This is a genomic window from Tardiphaga sp. OK246, assembly GCF_900188215.1.
GTDB classification, from domain to species: domain Bacteria; phylum Pseudomonadota; class Alphaproteobacteria; order Rhizobiales; family Xanthobacteraceae; genus Tardiphaga; species Tardiphaga robiniae.
The window spans coordinates 1,304,572-1,326,889 of sequence record NZ_FZOX01000001.1 but is presented as its reverse complement, the minus strand read 5'-3'; the positions used below and the strand labels follow the sequence as shown (position 1 = coordinate 1,326,889).

Below are 22,318 nucleotides of genomic sequence, written 5' to 3'. Positions count from 1 at the left end.
TCCACGCCACCTTGCGGTCCCCCGCGGGATTGAGCAAAATCCATTTGATCGAGCTTGCGGGTGTCATCGCCGCGGCGCCCATTCGGGCCGCCAGGCATTTCCACACGACACCGGATTGAATCGGGCGGGTTTTGTTATGAAGGTCACCGTCGAACGCGCGCAACTCCTGAAGTCGCTGAGCCACGTGCATCGCGTGGTCGAGCGCCGCAACACGATTCCGATCCTGGGCAACGTGCTGATCCGCGCCGAAAATGCCCGGCTGTCGCTAAAGGCCACCGACCTCGACCTTGAAGTCACGGAAACCCTGGCCGCCGAAGTCGGCACCGCCGGTTCCACCACCGTGCCCGCGCATATGTTCTACGACATCGTCCGCAAACTGCCGGATGGCTCGCAGATTGTGCTCGAAGCCGATGGCGACCGCTCGGTAATGGCGATCCGCGCCGGCCGGTCGCGCTTCACGCTGCAGACGCTGCCGGAGAATGATTTCCCGGATCTCGCCGCCGGCGAAATGACGCACTCGTTTGCGCTACCGGCCTCCGACGTCAAGCGCCTGATCGACCGCACGCAGTTTGCGATCTCCACCGAAGAGACCCGCTATTATCTCAACGGCATCTATCTCCACGCCGCCGGCACCGCGACCGCGGCGACCCTGCGTGCCGTCGCCACCGACGGTCATCGTCTGGCACAGATCGACCTCAAGCTGCCCAAGGGCGCCGACGGCATGCCGGGCGTCATCGTGCCGCGCAAGACGGTCGGTGAAGTGCAGCGCCTGATCGAGGATCTGGAAGCCGAGATCACCATCGAGCTGTCGCAGGGCAAGATCCGCTTCACGCTTGGCAATGTGGTTCTGACCTCGAAACTGATCGACGGCACCTTCCCCGACTATGGCCGCGTGATCCCGCAGAACAACGACAAGGAACTGGTGATCGACAAGAAGGACTTCGAGAACGCAGTCGACCGCGTCTCGACGATCTCCAGCGAGCGCGGCCGCGCCGTGAAACTCGCGCTGTCGGCGGGCAAGCTCGTGCTGTCGGTGACAAATCCGGATTCCGGCAGCGCGACGGAAGAGCTTGAGGTCGAATACGCCTCCGACGCGCTCGATATCGGCTTCAACTCGCGCTATCTGCTCGACATCGCTGCCCAGATCGAAGGCGAAGTCGCCGTGCTGCGCCTCGCCGATCCCGGTTCGCCGACGCTGGTACAGGACAAGGACGCCAAGGGCGCCCTCTATGTGCTGATGCCGATGCGGGTGTGAGTTCCTTCAGGTGTCGTCCCCACGAAAGCGGGGAGCCATAGCCTCCGAAGAATTAGTTGCAGCTAGGTAGCCACGACTCTGCCGTTTTAATTGTGCCGGCCGTGGTCATGGATCCCCGCCCCGCATGCGCCTTCGGCGCACTAGGCGGGGATGACGACGGAGATTGGCGCGGAGCGTTGCGACGACTTTAGCTGAGTCCCATATTCACGAATGACCGCCTCCCGCATCCATCGCCTGTCGCTCACCAATTTCCGCAGCTATCGCGCGGCGTCGCTGGAGACGTCGGCGGATATGGTCGCCCTCGTCGGTCCGAACGGCGCCGGCAAGACCAATTGCATCGAAGCGATCTCGTTTCTGTCGCCCGGCCGCGGCCTGCGCCGCGCGACGCTCGAAGACGTTGCGAATAACGAAGGCGACGGTTCCTGGGCAGTCTCGGCGACAGTCGAGGGTGAGGTTGGTCTCGCCACACTCGGCACCGGCATCGATGCCCCCGCGGCAGAAGGTGCGTCCACCAGCCGTCGCTGTCGTATCGACCGTGAGCCGGTAGGCTCGGCCACCGCATTCGGCGATCACCTGCGCATGGTGTGGCTGACGCCAGCCATGGACCAGCTGTTCATGGGCGCCGCCTCCGAACGCCGACGCTTCTTCGACCGCCTCGTACTGGCCATTGACAAGGATCACTCCGGTCGCGTCTCTGCACTCGAGCGTAGCCTGCGTTCGCGCAACCGCTTGCTCGAAGACCGGAACGGCGACGCCCACTGGCTCGATGCCATCGAGCGCGAGACCGCTGAACTCGCGGTCGCCGTTGCCGCGACACGCGGCCAGACTGCAATGCGGCTCGCAGAGATGCTGCGCGTGCGCGGCGAAGCATCGGCCTTTCCATCCGCACTCATCATGCTCGACGGCTGGATGGAGAATGCGCTGGTCAATGAACCGGCCACAGCGGTCGAAGATCGCTATCGCCAGATCTTGCGCGATGGTCGCCCGCGTGATGCCGCCGCCGGCCGCACGCTCGACGGCCCGCATCTCACCGATCTGCAGGTGATCTATGCGCCGAAAAACATGCCGGCGCGCGATGCCTCCACCGGCGAACAGAAGGCCCTGTTGATCGGGCTCATCCTCGCCCACGCCACGCTGGTCGCGGAGATGACCGGTATCACGCCGCTCCTGTTACTTGACGAAGTTGTCGCCCATCTCGACCCTGATCGGCGCAAGTCGCTGTTCGGCGAACTCTCGAAATTGGGCGCCCAGGTTTGGATGACCGGCGCCGATCCTGTTGCTTTCGCAGATATCGGCCCATCCGGCGAGATTTTCGACGTCGCCAATGGGCATATCGCGCGGCGCCAGCCGGCCGGTTGAACCAAAGCAACACCTCCTACAACTCACTCTAAGTGCCCCGCGCAAATAATGTCGCTGCCCTTGTGGGCAGCGCTTTTGCATGCACGCAAGCAAACGCCGGAGGCTTTCAGTGATGTTTTCAAGCAAGCGCGGGATACAGCTCCCGGCCAGACACTGCCTGTTGGCCCTGCTCGTCAGCACCGCCATCGCCGGCGGCTCGCTGGCCTGCCGTGCCGAAGACGGCCTGGTGGATGTGAGAACGCTGCCGCATATCGAAGGCGCGATGGCCCGGCCTGAAGCCACCAAATACCCCAATCTCAGCGCCAGCTATTTCGGCGCAGGCAACGTCGCGGACACCATTGCCAACACCGGAAAATTACTCGCAGCCGATGGCTGGATCGCCTACACGCCGCCACTCGAGGGATCAGATCGCAGTCGCTGGTACAAGAAGGGTGCGCAGGGTGTGTCGGCCTCTTTTATGAGCGACGGCAGTAGAACCGATCGGTCGGGGGTCAGCTACAGCTCGCAGCGCCTGGAAGTGAACCTGCCTTTCCCCGATCGCGCGACCGATATCGTCTATGACGAACGGCGGCCGTATCTTGGATGCACGACGGCTGAAACCGTTGATGCGACGCTCGCCTTCTTTCAGAAAGAACTCGCTACATTGGGCTGGTCGCCGCTGTCCGCGGCCGCAGCCGAGGCGCGTTGGCCGAATGCGAAGATCGCCGAGACGATCGCGAATGGCGTGCGCGTCTATTTTTCTCGTGACGGCAACACGCGGCAATTGCCGGTGATGCTGACCTTGCAGCGGAGCGCCGATAACAAGACCAGTGTCGAAATTCGCGTCGCGCCCTTCGCGCTTCCGCAAGATCTCGCTGCGGGCCCTGAATCCGCAGGCCTGCCGCGACCGGAACGCATTAAATCCGCAGGAACCACGGGCAGCGCGGATTCCATCAAGCGTGAAGCGCATGCGCTGATCCCGGCTGAACTTGGCCCGGTGCTGGCCTTCTATCGCCGCGAACTCGGCAAGAAGGGCTGGGTCGAACAGAGCAAGGACACCGTCGTCACCGCCGATCGCGCCTCGCTCGCATTCACATCGCCGGAAGAGACGGCAACGATGCAGATCGGTCGCAAATACGATCTGACCATCGTGCAGATCGACGTCCAGGTTCTGCCATCGGTGATCACTGCGCGCGCCAAGGCCAAGAAGGAAGCAGACGACCGCTTTGTCAAGGATGCACTCGCGTTCGGGCAAGCGGCTATTGCCGAAGCGGATGCGAAGCGCGCAGCGGCACAAGCCGCGCGTGGGCCGGAAACTGCGTTGCGCGCCATGGACGGTTCGAGCACACCGATTCCCGTCCCCGACACCGCCAGCGAGATCGACTTCGACGGCGCCGATGGCAGGCTCGCATTCACCAGCTCATCAAGCGTCAGCGCGCTGGCGGATTTTTACCGCAGCGGAATGAAGACGCTCGGCTGGAAGAGCACGCCGTCAGTCATCAACAATCCCAATATGGTGGTGTTGAATTTCAGCAAGGCCAAGCAGAGCATCTCAATGACGGCGATGCAGATGGGCCCGAAGGTCAATGTCACGGCGACAGGCTCGGGCCTGAAGGGCGTGCCAGTCGCGGCCGTTGCCACCACCACCACCACGGGCAACGCCAAGAGCGCCGAACAGGTTCTCGAGTCCGATGGCGACAGCGATTATCCCACGCCGAAGCAGCGGACTTTGCGATCGCTGGGTACTTCAGGGCTGCCAGGCGGCGCGCCGTTCAGACATGAGTTAAGTGCATCTGTGCCTGCGGGACTGGACTCGGTTCTGGCGTTCTACCGACGCGAACTCACGCAGCGACAGTGGCAGGAAGACACGAAGAGCGCTGTCATCAAGCCGGACAGCGCCACGCTCGCCTTCAAGGCCCCCGATGGGCCGGCCATGCTGAAGCTGGAACGCCGCAACGACGAGACCACGGTCAGTCTGGTGGTGCGCCATCCCGCAGAAGCGACGAAGGCGGGCATCCTGCCTGCACTGGGCAAGGTTCGGCTGCTGTTCGGCAATATGGGTGACGCGGAAGTGTCGGTCAGCGTCAATAACAAGACGATCAAGGTCGCGCCCGGCGTGGGCGGACCGCAAAACCCGAACGGGCCGACGATGGAACTGCCGCCCGGCGCCTACAAGGTCACGATCAAGGCCGCGGGCAAGCCCGCGCATGACAGTACGATCAAGGTGGCGGCCAACGACAGCTGGGGCCTGATGGTTGGCCCTGACGGTCGGGATATCCTCCCGCTGCAGCTCTACTAAGGACAAAGCGTGCAAGCGCGCCAGCGCGCGCGTCCGCCACTGCATTGGGCCATGAGAAATCGTCTGTTGTAGACCACGTTCGACAGCATAAATATCTGGCCATGCTGGTATTTTTGGCCATTCATCTGTCGTGGATTGCGCGCGCGTTCGGAACCGAAATGCGTTCGCTTCCGATTCCCGGACCGCGCATGATCGATGAGGCCGAATGCATCTGTTCGGTGCTGCTGGCGATCGTCTTGTCGCACGCCATCGGCGCTGAGAATGTCGGCTGGGCCGCATTCTCCGGCTACATGGTGATGCGCTCGCACGTCACCGAAAGCTTCACCCGCGGGCTGCTCCGTGTGATCGGGACGCTCGCAGGTGCAGGGCTCGCGCTTGCCGCGGCGCCGTTCGTGCTCAAGCAGCCATTGTTGCTGAGTCTCGGTCTTCTGATCGGCGGCGGCGTCACGCTCTATTTCGCCATCGTCGGCCGCCGCGCCTATGCGTGGCTGTTCACCGGCCTCACCTTCCTGATGGTACTCATCGAAGGCATGGAACATGCGCGGGAGCCGATCCTGCGTTTTGCCTCGACGCGCGTGCTCGAAGTGCTGGCCGGTACCACCGCTTGCGTCATCGTCAGTGCGATCTCGACCTGGACAGTGCGGCGCGCGCTACCGAATCCGGACAACAATCTGCGCGCCAAGCCGATCGACCAGCCGACGCGGCAATGGCACGCCACGGTAGCGCGTCACGCTCTGGTCGGCGGCATTGCATTGGCGCTGATCCCGTGGGCCTGGCAGTGGCTCGGCATCCCGTCGCTCAGCCAATCCAGCATCACGATCTTCGCGGTCATGCTGGTGCCCGCCGCCTCGCTGGCGGAAGGCATGCTCAGCCCGGTTTCCTCGCGCATGATGAACCGGCTGGTTGGCTGTCTCGCGGGCGGCCTGCTGGCCAGTGCAATCCTGCTGGTCAGCCAACATTCGCCCGTCGTGATGACCATCGGACTCGTGCTCGGCGTCATGATCGGCCGTCACATCGAAAATGGCCCGCCCTCTATGAGTTATGCGGGCCTGCAATTCACTTTGGCCTTCCTCGTGATGCTGGTGCCTGACAACTACGCCAATGCCGCCCTGGTGCCCGGCTATGACCGCCTGTTTGGCATTCTGTTCGGAATGGTTCTGCTGGAGCCGGTCGTGCTGGCAGCGCATTTGATCGCCCGGCGCGGCCTGAAGGGGACCCCCGCCAAACCGGCTGCGGGATTGGCCGAAAAATAGCCCCTCGGATGCACGCAAGCCGGGCATTTCGACGCCCGGAACAGGCGCGAAATCAGGCTACGAAAACGGCCTCAAATCGGCTTGAAATGACGCCAAAAAAACCTATTTATTCAATAGCTTGCTGCGCGTTACTTTGCGCTAGGCGCAATGCGCCTTTCGTGGCACAAATAGAGCGATTCAGACGCCGTTTTCCGCGCTGATTCGGCACACCTTCGAAGGCCCCTACATGACTGAACCAGCCCGGCAACCCATCGCCGACACTGAGCATGCCATTCCCATCGAATACGGTGCGGAATCGATCCGGGTCCTGAAGGGACTCGACGCCGTCCGCAAGCGCCCGGGCATGTATATCGGCGATACGGACGATGGTTCGGGCCTGCATCACATGGTCTACGAAGTCGTCGACAACGCGATCGACGAAGCGCTTGCGGGTCACGCCAGCGCCGTCGAAGTTATTCTGAATGCCGATGGCTCGGTGACGGTGCGCGACGACGGTCGCGGCATTCCCGTGGACATTCACAAGGGCGAAGGCATTTCGGCAGCCGAGGTCATCATGACCCAGCTCCATGCCGGCGGAAAATTCGACCAGAACTCCTACAAGGTATCCGGCGGTCTGCACGGCGTCGGCGTGTCCGTCGTCAACGCGCTGTCGAGCAAGCTGATCCTTCGCGTCTGGCGCAACGACAAAGAGCACCGCATCGAATTCGCCCATGGCGACGCGGTGGCGCCGCTCTCGGTGGTCGGCGATGCCAATGGCAGGCGCGGCACCGAAGTGACATTCTATGCCTCGGCGGAAACATTCACGACACTCGAATATGATTTCGCGACACTCGAACATCGTCTGCGCGAGCTCGCCTTCCTGAATTCCGGCGTCAACATCAGATTGTCGGATCTGCGTCATCCGGTCGAGAAGACCGAGAACATGATGTATGAGGGCGGCGTCGAGGAATTCGTCAAATATCTCGACCGCAACAAGAAGGCGATGGTGCCGACGCCGATCGTAATGCGCGCCGAACAGAGCGGCATCAGTGTCGAAGTCGCGATGTGGTGGAACGACAGCTACCACGAGAACGTGCTGTGTTTTACCAACAACATCCCGCAGCGCGACGGTGGCACCCATCTGGCCGGTTTCCGTGGCGCGCTGACGCGTCAGGTCAACGGCTATGCCGAAGTTGTCGCCAAGAAGGAAAAGATCGCCCTGACCGGCGACGATTGCCGCGAAGGTCTCACTGCCGTGCTGTCGGTGAAAGTGCCCGATCCGAAATTCTCGTCGCAGACCAAGGACAAGCTGGTGTCCTCGGAAGTGCGTCCAGTGGTCGAGAACGTTCTCAACGAAGCCCTCGCCTCGTGGTTCGAGGAACATCCGACCGAAGCCAAGATCATCGTCAGCAAGGTGATCGAGGCCGGCGCCGCCCGCGAAGCCGCCCGCAAGGCCCGCGAACTGACCCGGCGCAAGGGCGCGCTGGATATCGCCTCCCTGCCCGGCAAGCTGGCTGACTGCCAAGAGCGCGATCCCGCCAAGTCCGAACTGTTCATCGTCGAGGGTGACTCGGCAGGCGGCTCCGCGAAACAGGGCCGCAACCGCGAATTCCAGGCCGTGCTGCCGCTGCGCGGCAAGATCCTCAATGTCGAGCGCGCGCGCTTCGACAAGATGCTCGGCTCCGAACAGATTGGCACGCTGATCACGGCGCTCGGCACCGGCATCGGCCGCGACGACTTCGACCTGTCGAAACTGCGTTATCACAAGATCATCCTGATGACGGACGCCGACGTCGATGGCGCGCATATCCGCACGCTGCTGCTGACGTTCTTCTTCCGCCAGATGCCGACGCTGATCGAAGGCGGCTATCTCTACATCGCGCAGCCGCCGCTTTACAAAGTGACGCGCGGCAAGTCCGAGCAATACCTCAAGGACGAGCGGGCGCTGGAAGATTACCTGATCGATACCGGTCTCGACGACTGCATCTTCAAGCTCGCTTCGGGCGAGGATCGCACAGGCCGCGATCTACTGGCGCTGGTGGAAGATGCCCGCATCATCCGCGGCACGCTCAACAATCTGCACTCGCGCTATAATCGCAAAGTCGTCGAGCAGGCTGCAATCGCCGGCGTGCTCAATCCGCGGGTCACCGCTGATCTCGCCACCGCCAATGCCGCTGCCGACTACATCGCCAAGCGGCTGGACGCGCTGGCCGACGAAGTCGAGCGTGGCTGGATCGGTGAATTCCGCGAAGGCCAGGGCTTCTTCTTCGAACGCACGATTCGCGGTGTGAAGGACGTCTCCTTCATCGACGACGCCCTGCTCGGCTCCGCCGATGCGCGCAAGCTCGACGAATATGCCGGCAGCCTACAGGAAGCCTATCCAAAATCCGGCGTCCTGCGCCGCAAGGACATCGAATTCCCGATCCACGGCCCCGTCTCGCTGTTCGAGGCCGTGACCGACGCCGGCCGCAAGGGCGTGGCCCTGCAGCGCTACAAAGGTCTGGGCGAGATGAACCCCGGCCAGCTCTGGGAAACCACGCTCGACACCAATGAGCGTTCGCTGCTGCAAGTCCGGGTCAAGGAAGTCGACGAGGCCGACGACATCTTCACCAAACTGATGGGCGACGTCGTCGAACCGCGCCGCGAATTCATCCAGGACAATTCGCTCAGCGCGAATGTGGACGTGTAAGCGGATCGCGCCCCGGAGATAAACTTGAAAAGGCCCGCCATTCTGGTGGGCCTTTTTGCGTTTATCCTACTTCTTCACCAGCGGGCAGCGCGACTGCGCCAACGGCTGAAACGCCTGATCGGCGGGTACCGTGGCGAGCAGCTTGTAGTAATCCCACGGCGCCTTCGACTCGGCGGGCTTCTTCACTTCGAACAGATACATGTCGTGGACCATACGACCGTCTTCGCGGATCTTGCCGTTCTTGTAGAACACGTCATCGACGGGCAGTTCGCGCATCTTGTTCATCACCGCCTCGGTTTCGTCGGTACCCGCTGCCTGGACGGCCTTCAGATAGTGAAGCACTGACGAATAGGTGCCGGTCTGAAGCATGTTCGGCATGGCGTTCACCTTCCCGTAGAAGCGCTTCGACCACTTCCGCGTCTCGTCGTTCATGTCCCAATACGACGCCTCGGTGATCGTCAGCCCCTGGGCCTCCTTCAGCCCTAGACCGTGAACGTCGTTGATAAATCCGGCCAGTGCCGAGAGCTTCTGGCCGCCTGCTGTCAAGCCGAACTCTGCCGCCTGCTTGATCGAATTAATGGTGTCGCCACCGGCATTGGCGAGAGCCACCACCTTGGCCTTGGACGACTGCGCCTGCAGTAGGACGGAGGCGAAGTCCGCGGTCCCGACCGGGTGTTTCGTCGCACCGGCGACCTTGCCGCCCGATGCCTTGACGACATCGCCAGTGTCCTTCTCGAGGCCTTGACCGAACGCATAGTCCGCCGTCACGAAATACCAGGTATCGAAACCTTGGCTGACTAGCGCCTTACCTGTGCTGTTCGCGATCGCGAATGTGTCATAGGCCCAATGAACCACATAGGGTCCACACACCTCGTTCGTGATCCGGGTCGATCCCGGCGAGCTCAGCGTGATGATCTTCTTCTCCTTGGCGATCTCGAGCACGGCCAAGGCAGGCGATGACGACGCAACGTCGAGAATGGCATCGACCTTGTCGGTATCGAACCATTTGCGTGCAGCGTTGGCGGCAATGTCCGGCTTGTTCTGGTGATCTGCGAATACGACTTCGACCGGCATGCCGAGGACCTTGCCGCCGAAATCCTCCACGGCCATCTGCGCCGCAGTCACGGCACCCTTGCCGGTAATGTCGGCATAGACGCCCGACATATCCTCGATCACGCCGACACGGACGACGCCATCCGAGACCTGTGCGTTCTGCGCCAAAGCAGAGACGGTGCAAAGAAAAACGCTGGCAATCGCCGTCGTAAAGCACGCACCCAGTTCAGATCGTCTCATATCCTCCACCCCTTTTACGTTTTTGATTTTTCAATATGCCTGCAACGCGCGATCTCTCCAGGGACCTATCGCATCGTCACTTCCCGTTTCCTCTGTTCGCAAACGCAGCCAGGCCACGCTTGGCATCCGCACTCGTGAAGGTGCGCTGACCGAGCGCGGCCTCCGCGCGAAATGTTTCTGCGAGCGGCAGGTCCTGAAGCGTGAGCGCCGCTTCCTTGATGGTCTGGATGGCGATCGGACTCAGTGCCGCGATCTTGGCTGCCATCTCATAGGCCAGCGGTTCGACTTGATCGGAATCGACAACCCAGTTGACGACGCCTTTGGCAAGCATGTCATCCGCGGAAAAGCGCGCTGCCGTCAGCATGATCTCCATGGCATGCGCGTAGCCAATCTGCCGGACCAGGCGCACGAGCGTGCCTCCTGCCGGCACGAAACCATGCTTCGGTTCGGGCAGTTGAAAGACAGCGTCGCGCGCCGCGATCCGGATGTCCGTCGCCAGCATGATCTCGAACCCGCCGCCCATGCACATGCCGCGAATGGCGCTGATGACCGGCTTATAGAATCCGGGAAACTTGATGTGCGCCGGATCCCAGGCAGAGATGTCGATCGTGTCCGCCGCAAGTGCAGGAATAGACTCCCGGAGGTCAGCACCGACGCAGAAGGCGCGATCGCCCGCACCGGTCAGCACCACGGCCCGGATCTCATCGTCATCCTTGATGGCGTGGAATGCGCGGCCAAGGTCGTCATACATGGCGAGCGTCAGCGCATTCATCTTGTCCGGCCGGTTGATCCGGACCGTTGCCACGTGACTGTCCTTGGTGAAATCAATCGCCATCAGATCGCTCCCGACGCCTTGAGACGCGCCAGTTCGGCCGCCGTGACATCCGCCAACCGGGAGAGAACCTCTGCATTGTCCTCGCCAGGCAGCGGCGCTTTTTCGAACGACATCTGTCCCGCACCGGATAGCTTGATCGGCAGACCGAACATGCCGATCAGCTTTCCGGCGATCGGAACGTCGACGATCATGTTACGCGCAGCGATGTGCGGGTCTTCCACCACTTCGGCGATGGTCTTGATGGCGCTGAGCGGTATCTTGTCGCCGGCCATCTCCTCGAGTTCGGCCTTGGTGTAGTTCGCGAACCAGCGTTCCAGCAGCGGCTTGACCCTGGTCTCTGCCACCGCGTGATCGAACCGCTTCTCCATCGTATCGATGGCAGGATCTTTGGCCTGTTCCGGCTCGCCGAACAGCGTGCAGGTAATCGCCCAGAACTTGTCGGTGTAGCCGCCGAAGAAAACGTAACCGTCCTTGCAGGGAAACTGGCCATAGGGCCGAACGAACGGATGATCGTTGCCCAGTGGCGAGGCGACCTCTTTCTGCGCGGTGTAACGGACCACGGCGTTCTCGGTCAGAGTCAGCACGGAGTCTTGCTGAGACACATCGACCACCTGACCGACGCCGGTCTTCTCCGCCTCTCGCAATGCTGCGAGCGTTCCGATAGCCGCACAGAGGGAAGCGGCGAGGTCCCCGATGATCGTGCCGACGCGAACGGGCGGCATGTCGGCATAGCCATTCATCGACCACAGCCCGCCGGCCGCCTGCCCCGTATTGTCATAGGCCGGCTTGGATGAATTTGGACCTGTGCGACCGAAGCCACTGATAGCGGTATAGACGAGCCTGGGATTGAGTTCGCGCAGCACCTCGTAGCTGAGGCCAAGCTTGTCCATGGTGCCGGGACGGAAGTTCTCGACGAGGATGTCGGCCTTCTGCACCAGCTTCTTCAGCAGGGCCTTGCCATCATCGGATTTCAGATTGAGCGTAATGCCCCTCTTGTTGCGGTTGAACTGTGTGAAGAAGGCGCTGAGTTGCTCATCGTCGTTGCCGACGAAGGGTGGAAAGGTCCGCGCATAATCCGGCTCTCCGGGATGCTCCACCTTGATCACGGTGGCACCCAGGTCTGCGAACAACATCGAGCAGAATGGACCTGCGACAACACGCGTGATGTCAAGCACCGTCACGCCCTTGAGAGGACCGTTGCGCTCCTTGAGCCCATCTATCTTTTCTGCAGTGTTCACATCATCCTCCCAGTCCATACGAATATCCGCCGACAACATCGGCACGCGTGGTTTTCGTACAAGAGCGTGAGTATCGAAGATACATTTTCATACCCGCCGGCCGTGCAGGCGTGATGCCTGCACGAAGTTGCGTTGCACAAAGTGGCGTTAGAAGGCCTCCACTTCTACGAACGCAGCTTCTCGAGAACTTCCTTGGCGCGATCAACACGCACGTCGTGATTGGCGGCGAGCGCGACGGCGACCACCTCGATCTCGTCACCGGTGGCACCGGCGACGATGGCAATGTTGCGCGCATGCAGTGCCATGTGCCCCTTCTGGATGCCTTCGGTGGCCAGCGCACGAAGCGCGCCCATGTTCTGCGCCAGACCGACGGCAACGGCGACTTCCGCCAGTTCCTGCGCACTCTGCACGCCAAGTATCTTCAGGGCCGCTCGCGCGGCGGGATGGGTCTTGGTGGCACCGCCGACGAGGCCGAGCGCCATCGGCATCTCAATGGTGCCGACGAGATTGCCCTTGCCATCGATTTCCCAATTGGAGAGCGAGGTGTAGCGGCCGGAGCGCGAGGCCCAGACATGGGCGCCGGCCTCGATGGCGCGCCAGTCATTGCCGGTGGCGACCACGACGGGATCGATACCGTTCATAATGCCCTTGTTGTGAGTCGCCGCGCGGTAGGGATCGACGATCGCAAACGCACAGGCCTCGACGATGCCGCGGGCGATCCGCTCGCCATCATATTCCTCGGTCTTCAACGCCTCCGGCGTCACTGACACCATTGCGCGGGCGATGCGCAGATCGGCATAGTTCGACAGGATGCGCAGACGCACGGTTCCGCCTGTGATCTTCTCGATCAGCGGCGCGACCGTCTCCGCCATCGTGTTGACGGTGTTGGCGCCCATGGCATCGCGCACGTCGACGATGAGATGCACGGCCATCATCGGCCCCACCGGTGTGTCTTCGAACACATGCACCTCGACGTCGCGGCAGCCGCCGCCGAGCGAGATCAGCACCTTGTCTTTGGTATTGGCCGCCTCAAGGATGGCATCGCGCTCGCGTAGCACGCGCGCACGGGCGCCGTGCACGTCGGTCACGCCTAACACCTGCACCTGCGCACGCATGATCGGCGCGGAGCTTGAGGTCTGGAAACCGCCGCATTTGCGAACGATGCGCGCCATATAGGACGCCGCGGCCACCACCGACGGCTCCTCGACCGCCATCGGAATCAGATAATCACGGCCGTTCACGGTGAAATTGGTGGCGATACCCACCGGCAGTTCGAAAGTGCCGATGACATTCTCGATCATGCCATTGGCGAGTTCGAGCGGCAGCGCGCCGGGGCCGAAGGCCGCGCGCTCGGTATCACCGAGCGAGGTCGCGTCGATCACACGGCCCAGCCTTTCGGCAGGCGCGAGATTACGCAGATTTTCCAAACGCGAATTGATCTTTCCGGGCTGTTCGCCCGACTTCGAACCGGCCATTGCGGCGCCTCCCACACAGGGTCTTCTGTTGGCGGCACGTTAGGCATCCGCGGATGAGGTCCGAAAGAGACAGTTTTGAAATATTGTCCTAGACTGTACCCATTGCGATATGACCTCTCTATTCGCGGATGCAGTATTCTTCCGTGCAAATGGAGCGCAGACTAGGTCCATCTGCGCGAAGACATGAGACTGGACGATTGAATTCAATCTTGTCGCTCTTGGAGAAAGGTACGGTTCTGATGGATCGTCCAGCACTGCACCTGGAGGCATTGCTTGACTGCTTCTCGTGAGCCGTCCGACCACGGCACAACGTTGGCCGAGACTTTGGCCGGCCGGTTGCGTGTGCAAATCCTCTCCGGCGCATTGTCGGAAGGCAACCGCCTGCCCTCGATCAGAAAAGCCGCCGGGGAATTTGGCGTGTCGAAGAACACCGTGGTCGAAGCCTATGACCGACTGGTGCTTGGCAATCTCGTCGCAGCAAAGGCAGGCTCCGGTTTCGTGGTCATCTATCGCGGCGATGATGGCGGGCGACCGAAACACGTGAGCGAAGCCGTCGACATCGCATCGCTGCTAAGTGCCCAGCTCTCGCAGAATTTCGAGATCCGCGTCGGCGACGGACGGCCGCCGGCGTCGTGGACGGAGCAATCGGAGATCAAGCGCCATCTGAGCGGCACCGGACGGATCCTGCCGGCCGCCGCTGACGCCTATGGCTCCGCGCTCGGATTCCTGCCGCTCCGACAACAGATCGCATTGCGGCTGCAAGCCCAGCAAATCGCGGTGAAGGAAGACGGGCTTCTGCTCACATTCGGAGCCAATCACGCGCTCGACCTGATCATCCGCGCGATGCTGTCGCCTGGCGATACGGTGCTGGCGGACGAGCCCGGCTATTATCCTCTGTTCGCAAAGCTCACGCTGGCGCAGGTTCGCATCGTCGGCGTTCGCCGCCTGGCGGATGGGCCGGATGTCGACGACCTCGCCGCAAAGATCCAGTCGGAGCGGCCGAAGCTGTTTTTCACGCAGTCGCTTGGCCACAATCCGACCGGAGGATCGATCACGCTGCCCGTAGCGCATGCGGTGCTTCAGACGGCGATGCGATCGAACCTCGTAATCGTCGAGGACGACCCGTTTGCCGATCTGCCGATGGCGACGAACAGCCGGCTGGCGACGCTCGATCAGCTGAACAATGTGATCTCGATCGGGACCTTCTCGAAGACGCTGTCGGCGAGCCTACGATCGGGCTTCATCGCGGCCCGCAGCGACCGCATCGCGACGCTGGCCGAACTGAAGATGCTCACCACGGTCAACAGTTCGGGACATGTGGAGCGGCTGCTGCACCGGCTGCTCGCGGGCGGCCACTATGAACGGCACCTGAAGCGGCTGGGACAGCGGAGTGAAGCCGCCATGGGCCAGGTGCGCGCCAATCTCGTGCGCGGCGGACATCGGCTCTATGCCGACACACGCACGGGCTATTACCTGTATCTGCTGCTGCCGGACGGAATCGACGATATGGCGCTGGCGCGCGAAGGCGCGAAGGACAGCATCTTCATCGCGCCGGGAAGCCTGTTCTGCCTCGACAAGAACAGTCCGCTAGCACGGGCGATCAGGATCAATGTGTCGCGGGCGGACAATCCGAAATTCTACGAATTTCTACTGCGCCGGCTGCAATAGACGCCGCGACGCCTTCAGGTCGCTTCCTCGGTATAGGGGGCCAGTACGTCGAGCAGATCCCGGCCCCGCGCCGGGGTCGGCTCCACCAGCGCGCGGTTGGCGACCGAGTCCAGATGCGAATGCATCAGCGACATCGCCTTGTTGGCGTCGCCATCCTGCAGCGCTTCGATGATCGCGATGTGCTCGCTGATGCCGCATTCCGACGAATGCGGCCTGCTGAACAGCGACAATGTCAGACAACAGCGATAGGCGATCTCGCTGACATAGCGGACCAGCACCGGGCTGTTGGTCATCGACGCCAGCATGATGTGAAATTCAGTCGCTAAGCGAATGGACACGGCGTTCGGCCCGTCATGCGCTTCGCGCTCCGCTTCGACATGCGCCTTGAGGCGCGCGATCTGGCTGCTGCTGAGCTTGCCGGCGATCTTGCGGACGATCAGCCGTTCGAGATCCATCCGGATATCGAAGATGTCGCGCGCGTCCTGCCAGCTCGGCGTCACGACCACGGCGATGCGGTTACGTCGCAGCTCCACAAGCCCCTCGGACGCCAGTTGCCCGAGTGCATAGCGCGCAATGGTGCGGCTGACACCAAAGCGCTCACCCAGGGAGTCCTCGGGAAGCTTGGCGCCGGGTTCCAGGGCCTGCTCGATGATTGCCCGCCGCAGCGCACGGCAGATCACCCCAACCTTGTCTTTTGAATTCGGCGCTTCTGGCATTCAGATCGAACCTGTCGCGATTTTGGCATTCCGGGCCGTGCCCGAAGTGCATGCAATCGAGGAGAGTGACTGCCCAATAATTCCTCAGGGAATGGCGAGCGAACGTAAAATGACAACGTTTCGCTCCGGACTCAAGTGGCACCCCAATTGCATGCACTTATCGCCATGACAAGTATGCAAGAAAATGGGCCCACCGAGGGCCAACGCAGACCGACCGCCGTTGAACTGTCAGCGACCTCGGTAACGTTCGGCCGCGGCCCGACCGCCACGCCGGCGCTTGCGGAGACGAACCTTATCATCCCCGACGGCGAATTCCTTGCCCTTGTCGGCCCCTCCGGCTGCGGAAAGTCGACGATCCTCAAGCTCGTCAGCAATCTGCTCCGCCCCACCACCGGCGTCGTCATCGTCGGCGGGCGTGAGGTCGCCGCCAAGGCGCTGCGGATTGGCATGGCGTTCCAGAACCCGACCATGCTGCCCTGGTTGACCATCGAGCAGAACATCATGCTGCCGCTCAAGATCGTCGAGCCGTTCCGGTCGCAATACCGACAGCAACGCAAAGGCGCGTTTCTCGACAAGGCACACGCGCTTCTGGCGCAAGTGGGCCTCAAGGATTTCGGCAAGAAGTATCCGTGGCAGCTTTCCGGCGGCATGCTGCAGCGGGCCAATCTGTGCCGCGCGCTGATCCATGAGCCGCGCATGTTGCTGCTCGACGAGCCATTCGGCGCGCTCGACCAGTTCACCAAGGAAGAACTCTGGTCGATCCTGCAGAGCCTCTGGCTGCAACACAAACCGACGGTGCTGCTGGTCACGCATGACCTCCGCGAAGCCGGCTTCCTGGCCAGCCGCATCTGCGTGATGAGCGCACGACCGGGCCGCATCCTCGACGACAGCCCGGTGGACTTCCCGCGCCCGCGCACCATCCCCATGACTTTCGAGCCTGATTTCGTCGCGCTCAACCAGCGCCTGCGGGAACTCATCGTCAATGCCCGGAGCAACGCTCCCGAAGCGCAGGAGGCATAGGTCATGAGTGTAGGCCTGCGTCAAAAACTCTGGTCGTTCGGACTGATCGTCATCTTCTTCGTCGGATGGCAATTATTTTGCGCCATATCGGGCGTGTCGGATCTGGTTCTTCCGCGTCCGACGGAAATCATTGCGACGCTGATCGCGCGCTTCCCGATCCTGTGGCCGCATATTCTGCAGACCCTCGGCACGACCATGGCCGGCTTCGTCCTTGGCGTCGGCCTCGGCGTAGTGCTGGGCGCGGTCATCGGCGTCTCGAAAGTCGCCTATGACACCGCCTATCCGCTGCTGGTCGGCTTCTCGTCGATTCCAAAAGTCGCCGTCGTGCCAATCTTCGTGTTGTGGTTCGGCTCGGGCTCCGTGCCTGCGATTCTCACCGCGCTGTCGATCTGCTTCTTCCCCATCGTCGTCAATATCGCGACCGGCCTCGCGACCACCGAACCGGAGCTGGAAGACGTGTTGAAGGCACTCGGCGCGAGCAAGATGGACATTCTCTGGAATGTCGGCCTGCCGCGCACCATGCCGTTCTTCTTTGCCTCGCTGAAAGTCGCGGTCAGCTACGCCTTTGTCGGTGCCGTTCTGGCCGAGACCGTCGCGTCCAATCGCGGCATCGGCAATGTGATGATGAGCGCATCGTCGAATTTCAACGTCCCGCTGGTGTTCGCCTGCCTGTTCATTCTCGCGATCCTCGGCGTGGCGCTCTACGTCATTTTCTCTCTGATCGAGGCGCGCGTGACCGGTTGGGCCACACGCAAGAATGATCTCGTTGCGACCTAATCCACCCACATCAACCAGGAGAACGTCATGTTGAAAAGATTGACCGCCCTCGCAGTCGGCAGTGTCCTGCTTACAGGCTCCGCCTTCGCTCAGGAGACGACCATCAAGTTCACGCTGGGCTGGAAAACCCAGGGCAGTGACGCGGCGTTCTTCTATGCGAAAGACAAAGGCTACTTCAAGGAAGAGGGCCTGAACGTTGTCATCGATCAGGGCGAAGGCTCCGGCGCGACCGTGACCCGCATCATGTCCGGCGCCTGGGATGCCGGCTTCGGCGACGTCAATGCCATCATCCAGAACTCATCGACGCGTCCGCAGGATGCGCCGGTGATGGTCTATATGATGTGGAACCAGCCGCCCTTCTCGATCGTCACCAAAAACACCAGTGGCATCAAGACGATCAAGGATTTCGAAGGCCATACGCTGGGCGGCGCGCAGGGCACGCCGACGACGCGGCTGCTGCCCGTCTTCATCCAGAAGAACGGTCTTGCGGCCGACAAGATCAAGGTCACCAATATGGCTCCCAATCTGCAGGAGCCGATGCTGATCAAGGGCGATATCGACGCCGCGCTGGTGTTCAACATTACCAGCTATTTCAATCTCGTCCTGAACCGCCAGGATCCCGAGAAGGATTATAAGTGGTTCTCCTTCGGTGAATTCGGCCTCGACCTGTATTCCAACGGCGTGATGGTATCGCAGAAGCTATTGGCTTCGAATCCCAAGGCTGTTGCCGGTCTGGTCCGCGCGATCAACAAGGCTAACATCGCCGTCGCCAAGGATCAGAACGCCGGCATGGCGTCGGTCATCGCCTTCGACAATCTCGTCGATGTTCCCGTCGAAAAGCGCCGCCTGCAATATTCCTTCGACAAGCTGATGGTCTCGCCCGAGATGAAGGAAATCGGCGTCGGCGATATCAAGGATGACCGCATGACCCGCGCCATCGGCATGGTCGTCGAAGGTTACGATCTGAAGCGCACGCCGACCCCGAAGGAAATCTTCTCGCGCGAGTTCCTGCCGGAACGCAAGGACCGCGAACTGGTCTACACCGCGAACTAAACGGGCGCGTGGCATGACCCAGGTTGCGTCTGCGACGAATGTCTTCACCGGCACAGATCGCGGTCTCGTGCCTCAGGCCAGCATCCATTATACGGATGGCCTGATCACGAAGGTCTCAGCCGGCGCAAGCATTTCGCCGCAGACGAACCATCTGGTCATCCCGGCGCTGGTCAATGCCCACGACCACGCGCGTCCATCGATGACATCCTTCGGCGCATCGAACATGCCGCTGGAATCGTGGATCGCACGTTCGGCCTTCGGCACGCCGCCCGATCCCTATCTCGTCGCCGCTGTCTCGCTCGCCCGTTCGGCGCGCGCAGGCTGTGGCGGCGCGATGATTCATTACACTCGCCCCAGCGGCAAGATGCCGATTCTCGATGAGTCGATCGCCATCGCAAACGCCGCAAACGATGTCGGCATCCGGCTGGCCTTCGCGCTGGCCGTACGCGACCAGAATCCGATCGTCTATGGCGATAGCGACGACGTGCTTGCCGCATTGCCCGAAGACGACCGCAGCACGATCCAGGACATGTTCATTCGTCCGAGCCCGACACCATCCGAATATCTCGACCGCGTCGACGCTATTCATGCCGCTATTGCCGGGCCGATGATCGACGTGCAATTCGGGCCGGCCGGCGTCCAGTGGTGCTCGCCTGCGCTGCTCGAAGCCATCGCCGAGCACTCCGCGGCGACCGGCCGGCGCGTGCACATGCATCTGCTCGAGACGATTTATCAGCGGCAATGGGCCGACCGCGCTTTTCCGAGCGGCATTGTGAGCTACCTTAAAGATATCGGCCTGCTGTCCAACCGCCTGACACTGGCGCATTGCATCCATGCCCGGCCGGACGAACTCGACATGATCTCCGAGTCCGGCGCGACCATCGTGACGAATTTCAGCTCCAATCTGCATCTGCATTCCGGTCTTGCACCCATTGCCGATGCACATCGCCGCGGCTGCCGGATCGCCGTGGGCATCGACGGCGTTGCCCTCGACGAGGACGATGATGCGATCCGCGAAATGCGTCTCGTGCAGATGGCGCATGACGGCCTCGGCTTCGACCGCACATGGGGCCGTGCGGAGTTTCTCGCGCTTGCCATCCGCAATGGCCGCAGATCGATCGGCGCCCCCGGCCCGGGCACGCTCGCCGCCGGAGAAGCCGCAGATTTCGTGACACTCGATATCGGCCAGCTCGACCGCGATGCCATCATGCCGGTCGATCCGATCGACATGCTGTTTGCCCGCGGCAACAGCAGCTGCATTCGCGATGTCGTGGTCGACGGGCGTACCATCAGCCGCGATGGCAAGCCGACCGGCGTCGACCTGGAGGCCATGGAGACCGAGTTGCGCGGGCTCTATCGCAAGAGCGCGCCCCAGTTCAAGGCGTTTGAACGCGCTTGGGCACCGTTCGAAAGCGCCGTGTCGCACTGGTTCCGGCAACAGGGGTGTTGCTAGCAGCGGGGCCGCTGCTAGCTCACCAAACCTTCAGCGGCTTCAGTTCACCTGACGTTTTTCCAGCTTTCGTGCCAACGTGCGGCGATGCATGCCGAGGCGGCGCGCCGTCTCCGAAATGTTGAAATCGCTCTCCACCAGCGTCTGATGGATGCGTTCCCATTCCAGCGTCTTGATCGAGGTCGGACGTTCCGTGAGCGCCACTTGCACGTCGCCGGTCGCCTTCTGGAACGCTTCCTCGATATCGTCGGTGTTCGAAGGTTTGGCGAGGTAATGACACGCGCCGAGCTTGATCGCCTCCACCGCCGTGGCAATGCTGGCATAGCCGGTGAGCACTACGATCAGCATCTCAGGGCTCAGCGCATGCAACGCCTCGACACAAGCCAGGCCCGAGGCTCCGCCGAGCTTGAGATCGACCACCGCATAGCCCGGCACCTTGTCGCCGAGCACCTCGGTCAAGGTCTCGAAGCCCTCGGAATGCAGCACGGTGTAACCGCGACGCTCGAACGATCGCTTCAGCGTGCGCGCGAAACCCTCGTCATCCTCGACAATGATCAGCAGACGTTCATCCGACATGTTTGCGCGCTCCAATCGCGAGGGCGGATAGTGGTAGCGACAACATCACGAGGGCACCGCCCACAGGACGATTCTCCGCCACCACTGCGCCGCCCAGCTTGCGGACGGCATTGACCACCAGAAACAGACCGAGCCCGCGCCCGGACTGGCCCTTGCTTGAATTATAGGGCTTGCCGAAATTCGCCAGCATCTCCTTGGCGAAACCCGGCCCCATGTCGCTGACCTTCAGCACCAGCGAATCGCCATCGCGCTCGATAGCGAGGCGCACCCAGAGCGGCGATACCTCGTTGGCGTTATCGAGCACGTTGAAAATCATCTGCTTCAACGCCGAGTCCGACACGATCGGCATGTCCTCGCCGAACCGGTTCTCATAGACCAGCGTGTTGATCGAGCGCGCGCCGCGCCAGTCCTCGACCAGTTCGCCGAAGAAGCCGTTGACGGTCGTCACAACCGGCGCCTCGCCGCGCATGTCGCCCGCTGACATGAGAATTCCAGTGACGATCGACTTGCAGCGCTGCACATCGGCCTGCATCTCGCTGATCTCTTCCATAAGCTCTGGGTTGCCTGCAAGTTCCGGCATCCGGCGCCAGTCACTGAGGATCACCGACAGTGAGGCCAGCGGCGTACCGAGTTCATGCGCGGCGCCGGAAGCGAGCAGGCCCATGCGCACAATATGATCTTCCTCTGCAGCCTGTTGACGCAGCGCCGCCAGACCCTCGTCACGCTCGCGCAGGTTTTGTGCGATGCGCGTCATGAAAACAACGATCAGCGCCGCGTCCAGCACGAAGCAGATCAACATGCCGATAATGTGCAACTGGAACAGATCGTCGCGCAGCGCGTCCGGTAGCGCCAGCGGACGATGAAATACAATCAGCCCGGCGAAGCACAGACAGGCAACAACAACAACGACCCAGGTCGAGCGGCCGTTCAGTAGCATAGCCCCGAGCGTAACCTGCAGGAGATAGAGCGATATGAATGGATTTGTGGCGCCGCCGCTCAGATAAAGCTGGGCGGTCAGCGCCGCGACGTCGAGCAGCAAAAGCAGGAGCAGTTCGCGGTCACGCGCGTCGGTCTGCTGGCGCAGCCACTCCTGGCTGATGACGTTCAGGAATACTGAGCCGCACAGCACCATGACCATGGCCATCAGCGGTAGCGAAATGCCCATCACCAGATGCACGAAGCCGATGGTCAGAACCTGCCCGACCACTGCGATCCAGCGCAACTGGATCAGCAGATTGATGTTCTTGATATTGGTGGTCTCGTCGAGCGGCAGAGCCGTGACTGCAACGGGCGTGGTGGCACCTGTCGCGTCGACCGGTGACGCGGCAACCGCACTGACGCCAGTGACGTCTGGTGTGCCCACCTTGCTCTCTGCTCCCAAACCCGGCATCTCGCCCCGTCAGC

17 protein-coding genes are annotated in these 22,318 nt (G+C 61.9%); 10 read left to right on the top strand and 7 right to left on the bottom strand.

The window, feature by feature from the left end:
* The first annotated feature begins 136 nt into the window (after positions 1–136).
* From dnaN to gyrB, 5 genes are all read left to right on the top strand, one after another.
* Complete coding sequence (dnaN, locus tag CHC01_RS06425) at positions 137–1,255, top strand: DNA polymerase III subunit beta (protein WP_089263411.1); 1,119 nt, start codon at positions 137–139, stop codon at positions 1,253–1,255.
* 210 nt (positions 1,256–1,465) lie between these two features.
* On the top strand, positions 1,466–2,614 hold the full coding sequence (gene recF / locus CHC01_RS06420; protein ID WP_089263410.1) for a DNA replication/repair protein RecF: 1,149 nt from the start codon (positions 1,466–1,468) through the stop codon (positions 2,612–2,614).
* A gap of 160 nt (positions 2,615–2,774) precedes the next feature.
* Positions 2,775–4,892: a hypothetical protein gene (locus CHC01_RS06415; RefSeq protein ID WP_089263409.1), complete on the top strand. Its 2,118-nt coding sequence runs from the start codon at positions 2,775–2,777 to the stop codon at positions 4,890–4,892.
* 158 nt (positions 4,893–5,050) lie between these two features.
* Complete coding sequence (locus tag CHC01_RS06410) at positions 5,051–6,145, top strand: FUSC family protein (RefSeq protein ID WP_210421649.1); 1,095 nt, start codon at positions 5,051–5,053, stop codon at positions 6,143–6,145.
* Between the two features lie 226 nt (positions 6,146–6,371).
* Complete coding sequence (gene gyrB, locus CHC01_RS06405) at positions 6,372–8,813, top strand: DNA topoisomerase (ATP-hydrolyzing) subunit B (RefSeq protein ID WP_089263407.1); 2,442 nt, start codon at positions 6,372–6,374, stop codon at positions 8,811–8,813.
* Between the two features lie 66 nt (positions 8,814–8,879).
* On the opposite strand, the gene CHC01_RS06400 is transcribed toward gyrB, so the two are convergent.
* The 4 genes from CHC01_RS06400 to CHC01_RS06385 form a co-directional block, all read right to left on the bottom strand.
* Positions 8,880–10,106: an ABC transporter substrate-binding protein gene (locus tag CHC01_RS06400; protein ID WP_089263406.1), complete on the bottom strand. Its 1,227-nt coding sequence runs from the start codon at positions 10,104–10,106 to the stop codon at positions 8,880–8,882.
* Between the two features lie 76 nt (positions 10,107–10,182).
* Complete coding sequence (locus CHC01_RS06395) at positions 10,183–10,941, bottom strand: enoyl-CoA hydratase/isomerase family protein (RefSeq protein WP_089263405.1); 759 nt, start codon at positions 10,939–10,941, stop codon at positions 10,183–10,185.
* The gene (locus tag CHC01_RS06390; protein WP_244558221.1) at positions 10,941–12,179 is read right to left on the bottom strand and encodes a CaiB/BaiF CoA transferase family protein; all 1,239 of its coding nucleotides are present in this window, start codon (positions 12,177–12,179) and stop codon (positions 10,941–10,943) included. Before CHC01_RS06390 ends, CHC01_RS06395 begins: the two co-directional genes overlap by 1 nt.
* Positions 12,180–12,343: 164 nt before the next feature.
* Positions 12,344–13,654, bottom strand: coding sequence for a hydroxymethylglutaryl-CoA reductase, degradative (locus CHC01_RS06385; RefSeq protein ID WP_089263403.1), 1,311 nt, complete (start codon positions 13,652–13,654; stop codon positions 12,344–12,346).
* Between the two features lie 273 nt (positions 13,655–13,927).
* Between CHC01_RS06385 and CHC01_RS06380 the strand changes: the two genes are divergently transcribed.
* A complete protein-coding gene (locus tag CHC01_RS06380) occupies positions 13,928–15,322 on the top strand; it encodes an aminotransferase-like domain-containing protein (RefSeq protein ID WP_089263402.1) in 1,395 nt (464 codons plus the stop codon).
* Between the two features lie 14 nt (positions 15,323–15,336).
* Here CHC01_RS06380 and CHC01_RS06375 read toward each other — a convergent pair whose 3' ends face one another.
* On the bottom strand, positions 15,337–16,038 hold the full coding sequence (locus CHC01_RS06375; RefSeq protein WP_089263401.1) for a GntR family transcriptional regulator: 702 nt from the start codon (positions 16,036–16,038) through the stop codon (positions 15,337–15,339).
* A gap of 165 nt (positions 16,039–16,203) precedes the next feature.
* On the opposite strand from CHC01_RS06375, the gene CHC01_RS06370 reads away from it, so the two are divergent.
* Genes CHC01_RS06370 through CHC01_RS06355 form a run of 4 tightly spaced genes read left to right on the top strand, consistent with a single transcriptional unit; the run spans position 16,204 to position 20,341 of the window.
* Positions 16,204–17,058, top strand: coding sequence for an ABC transporter ATP-binding protein (locus CHC01_RS06370; RefSeq protein ID WP_089263400.1), 855 nt, complete (start codon positions 16,204–16,206; stop codon positions 17,056–17,058).
* Positions 17,059–17,061: 3 nt separating this feature from the next.
* A complete protein-coding gene (locus tag CHC01_RS06365) occupies positions 17,062–17,835 on the top strand; it encodes an ABC transporter permease (protein ID WP_089263399.1) in 774 nt (257 codons plus the stop codon).
* A 27-nt stretch (positions 17,836–17,862) separates the two neighbouring features.
* The gene (locus CHC01_RS06360) at positions 17,863–18,888 is read left to right on the top strand and encodes an ABC transporter substrate-binding protein (RefSeq protein WP_089263398.1); all 1,026 of its coding nucleotides are present in this window, start codon (positions 17,863–17,865) and stop codon (positions 18,886–18,888) included.
* Positions 18,889–18,901: 13 nt separating this feature from the next.
* Positions 18,902–20,341: an amidohydrolase family protein gene (locus tag CHC01_RS06355; RefSeq protein ID WP_089263397.1), complete on the top strand. Its 1,440-nt coding sequence runs from the start codon at positions 18,902–18,904 to the stop codon at positions 20,339–20,341.
* A gap of 39 nt (positions 20,342–20,380) precedes the next feature.
* On the opposite strand, the gene CHC01_RS06350 is transcribed toward CHC01_RS06355, so the two are convergent.
* Complete coding sequence (locus CHC01_RS06350; protein ID WP_089263395.1) at positions 20,381–20,914, bottom strand: response regulator transcription factor; 534 nt, start codon at positions 20,912–20,914, stop codon at positions 20,381–20,383.
* Positions 20,904–22,277 (bottom strand): ATP-binding protein, encoded by a 1,374-nt coding sequence (locus tag CHC01_RS06345; RefSeq protein ID WP_502695632.1) that lies wholly within the window; start codon positions 22,275–22,277, stop codon positions 20,904–20,906. Before CHC01_RS06345 ends, CHC01_RS06350 begins: the two co-directional genes overlap by 11 nt.
* Positions 22,278–22,318: the final 41 nt, after the last annotated feature.

What these genes read in the sequence shown, in the direction of transcription:
- gyrB (WP_089263407.1), top strand. Translation starts at nt 6,372, where the DNA reads ATGACTGAACCAGCCCGGCAACCCATCGCCGACACTGAGCATGCCATT.
- CHC01_RS06400 (WP_089263406.1), bottom strand. Translation starts at nt 10,106, where the DNA reads ATGAGACGATCTGAACTGGGTGCGTGCTTTACGACGGCGATTGCCAGC.
- CHC01_RS06395 (WP_089263405.1), bottom strand. Translation starts at nt 10,941, where the DNA reads ATGGCGATTGATTTCACCAAGGACAGTCACGTGGCAACGGTCCGGATC.
- CHC01_RS06355 (WP_089263397.1), top strand. Translation starts at nt 18,902, where the DNA reads ATGACCCAGGTTGCGTCTGCGACGAATGTCTTCACCGGCACAGATCGC.
- CHC01_RS06385 (WP_089263403.1), bottom strand. Translation starts at nt 13,654, where the DNA reads ATGGCCGGTTCGAAGTCGGGCGAACAGCCCGGAAAGATCAATTCGCGT.
- CHC01_RS06375 (WP_089263401.1), bottom strand. Translation starts at nt 16,038, where the DNA reads ATGCCAGAAGCGCCGAATTCAAAAGACAAGGTTGGGGTGATCTGCCGT.
- CHC01_RS06350 (WP_089263395.1), bottom strand. Translation starts at nt 20,914, where the DNA reads ATGTCGGATGAACGTCTGCTGATCATTGTCGAGGATGACGAGGGTTTC.
- CHC01_RS06410 (WP_210421649.1), top strand. Translation starts at nt 5,051, where the DNA reads ATGCGTTCGCTTCCGATTCCCGGACCGCGCATGATCGATGAGGCCGAA.
- CHC01_RS06370 (WP_089263400.1), top strand. Translation starts at nt 16,204, where the DNA reads ATGACAAGTATGCAAGAAAATGGGCCCACCGAGGGCCAACGCAGACCG.
- recF (WP_089263410.1), top strand. Translation starts at nt 1,466, where the DNA reads ATGACCGCCTCCCGCATCCATCGCCTGTCGCTCACCAATTTCCGCAGC.
- CHC01_RS06365 (WP_089263399.1), top strand. Translation starts at nt 17,062, where the DNA reads ATGAGTGTAGGCCTGCGTCAAAAACTCTGGTCGTTCGGACTGATCGTC.
- dnaN (WP_089263411.1), top strand. Translation starts at nt 137, where the DNA reads ATGAAGGTCACCGTCGAACGCGCGCAACTCCTGAAGTCGCTGAGCCAC.
- CHC01_RS06360 (WP_089263398.1), top strand. Translation starts at nt 17,863, where the DNA reads ATGTTGAAAAGATTGACCGCCCTCGCAGTCGGCAGTGTCCTGCTTACA.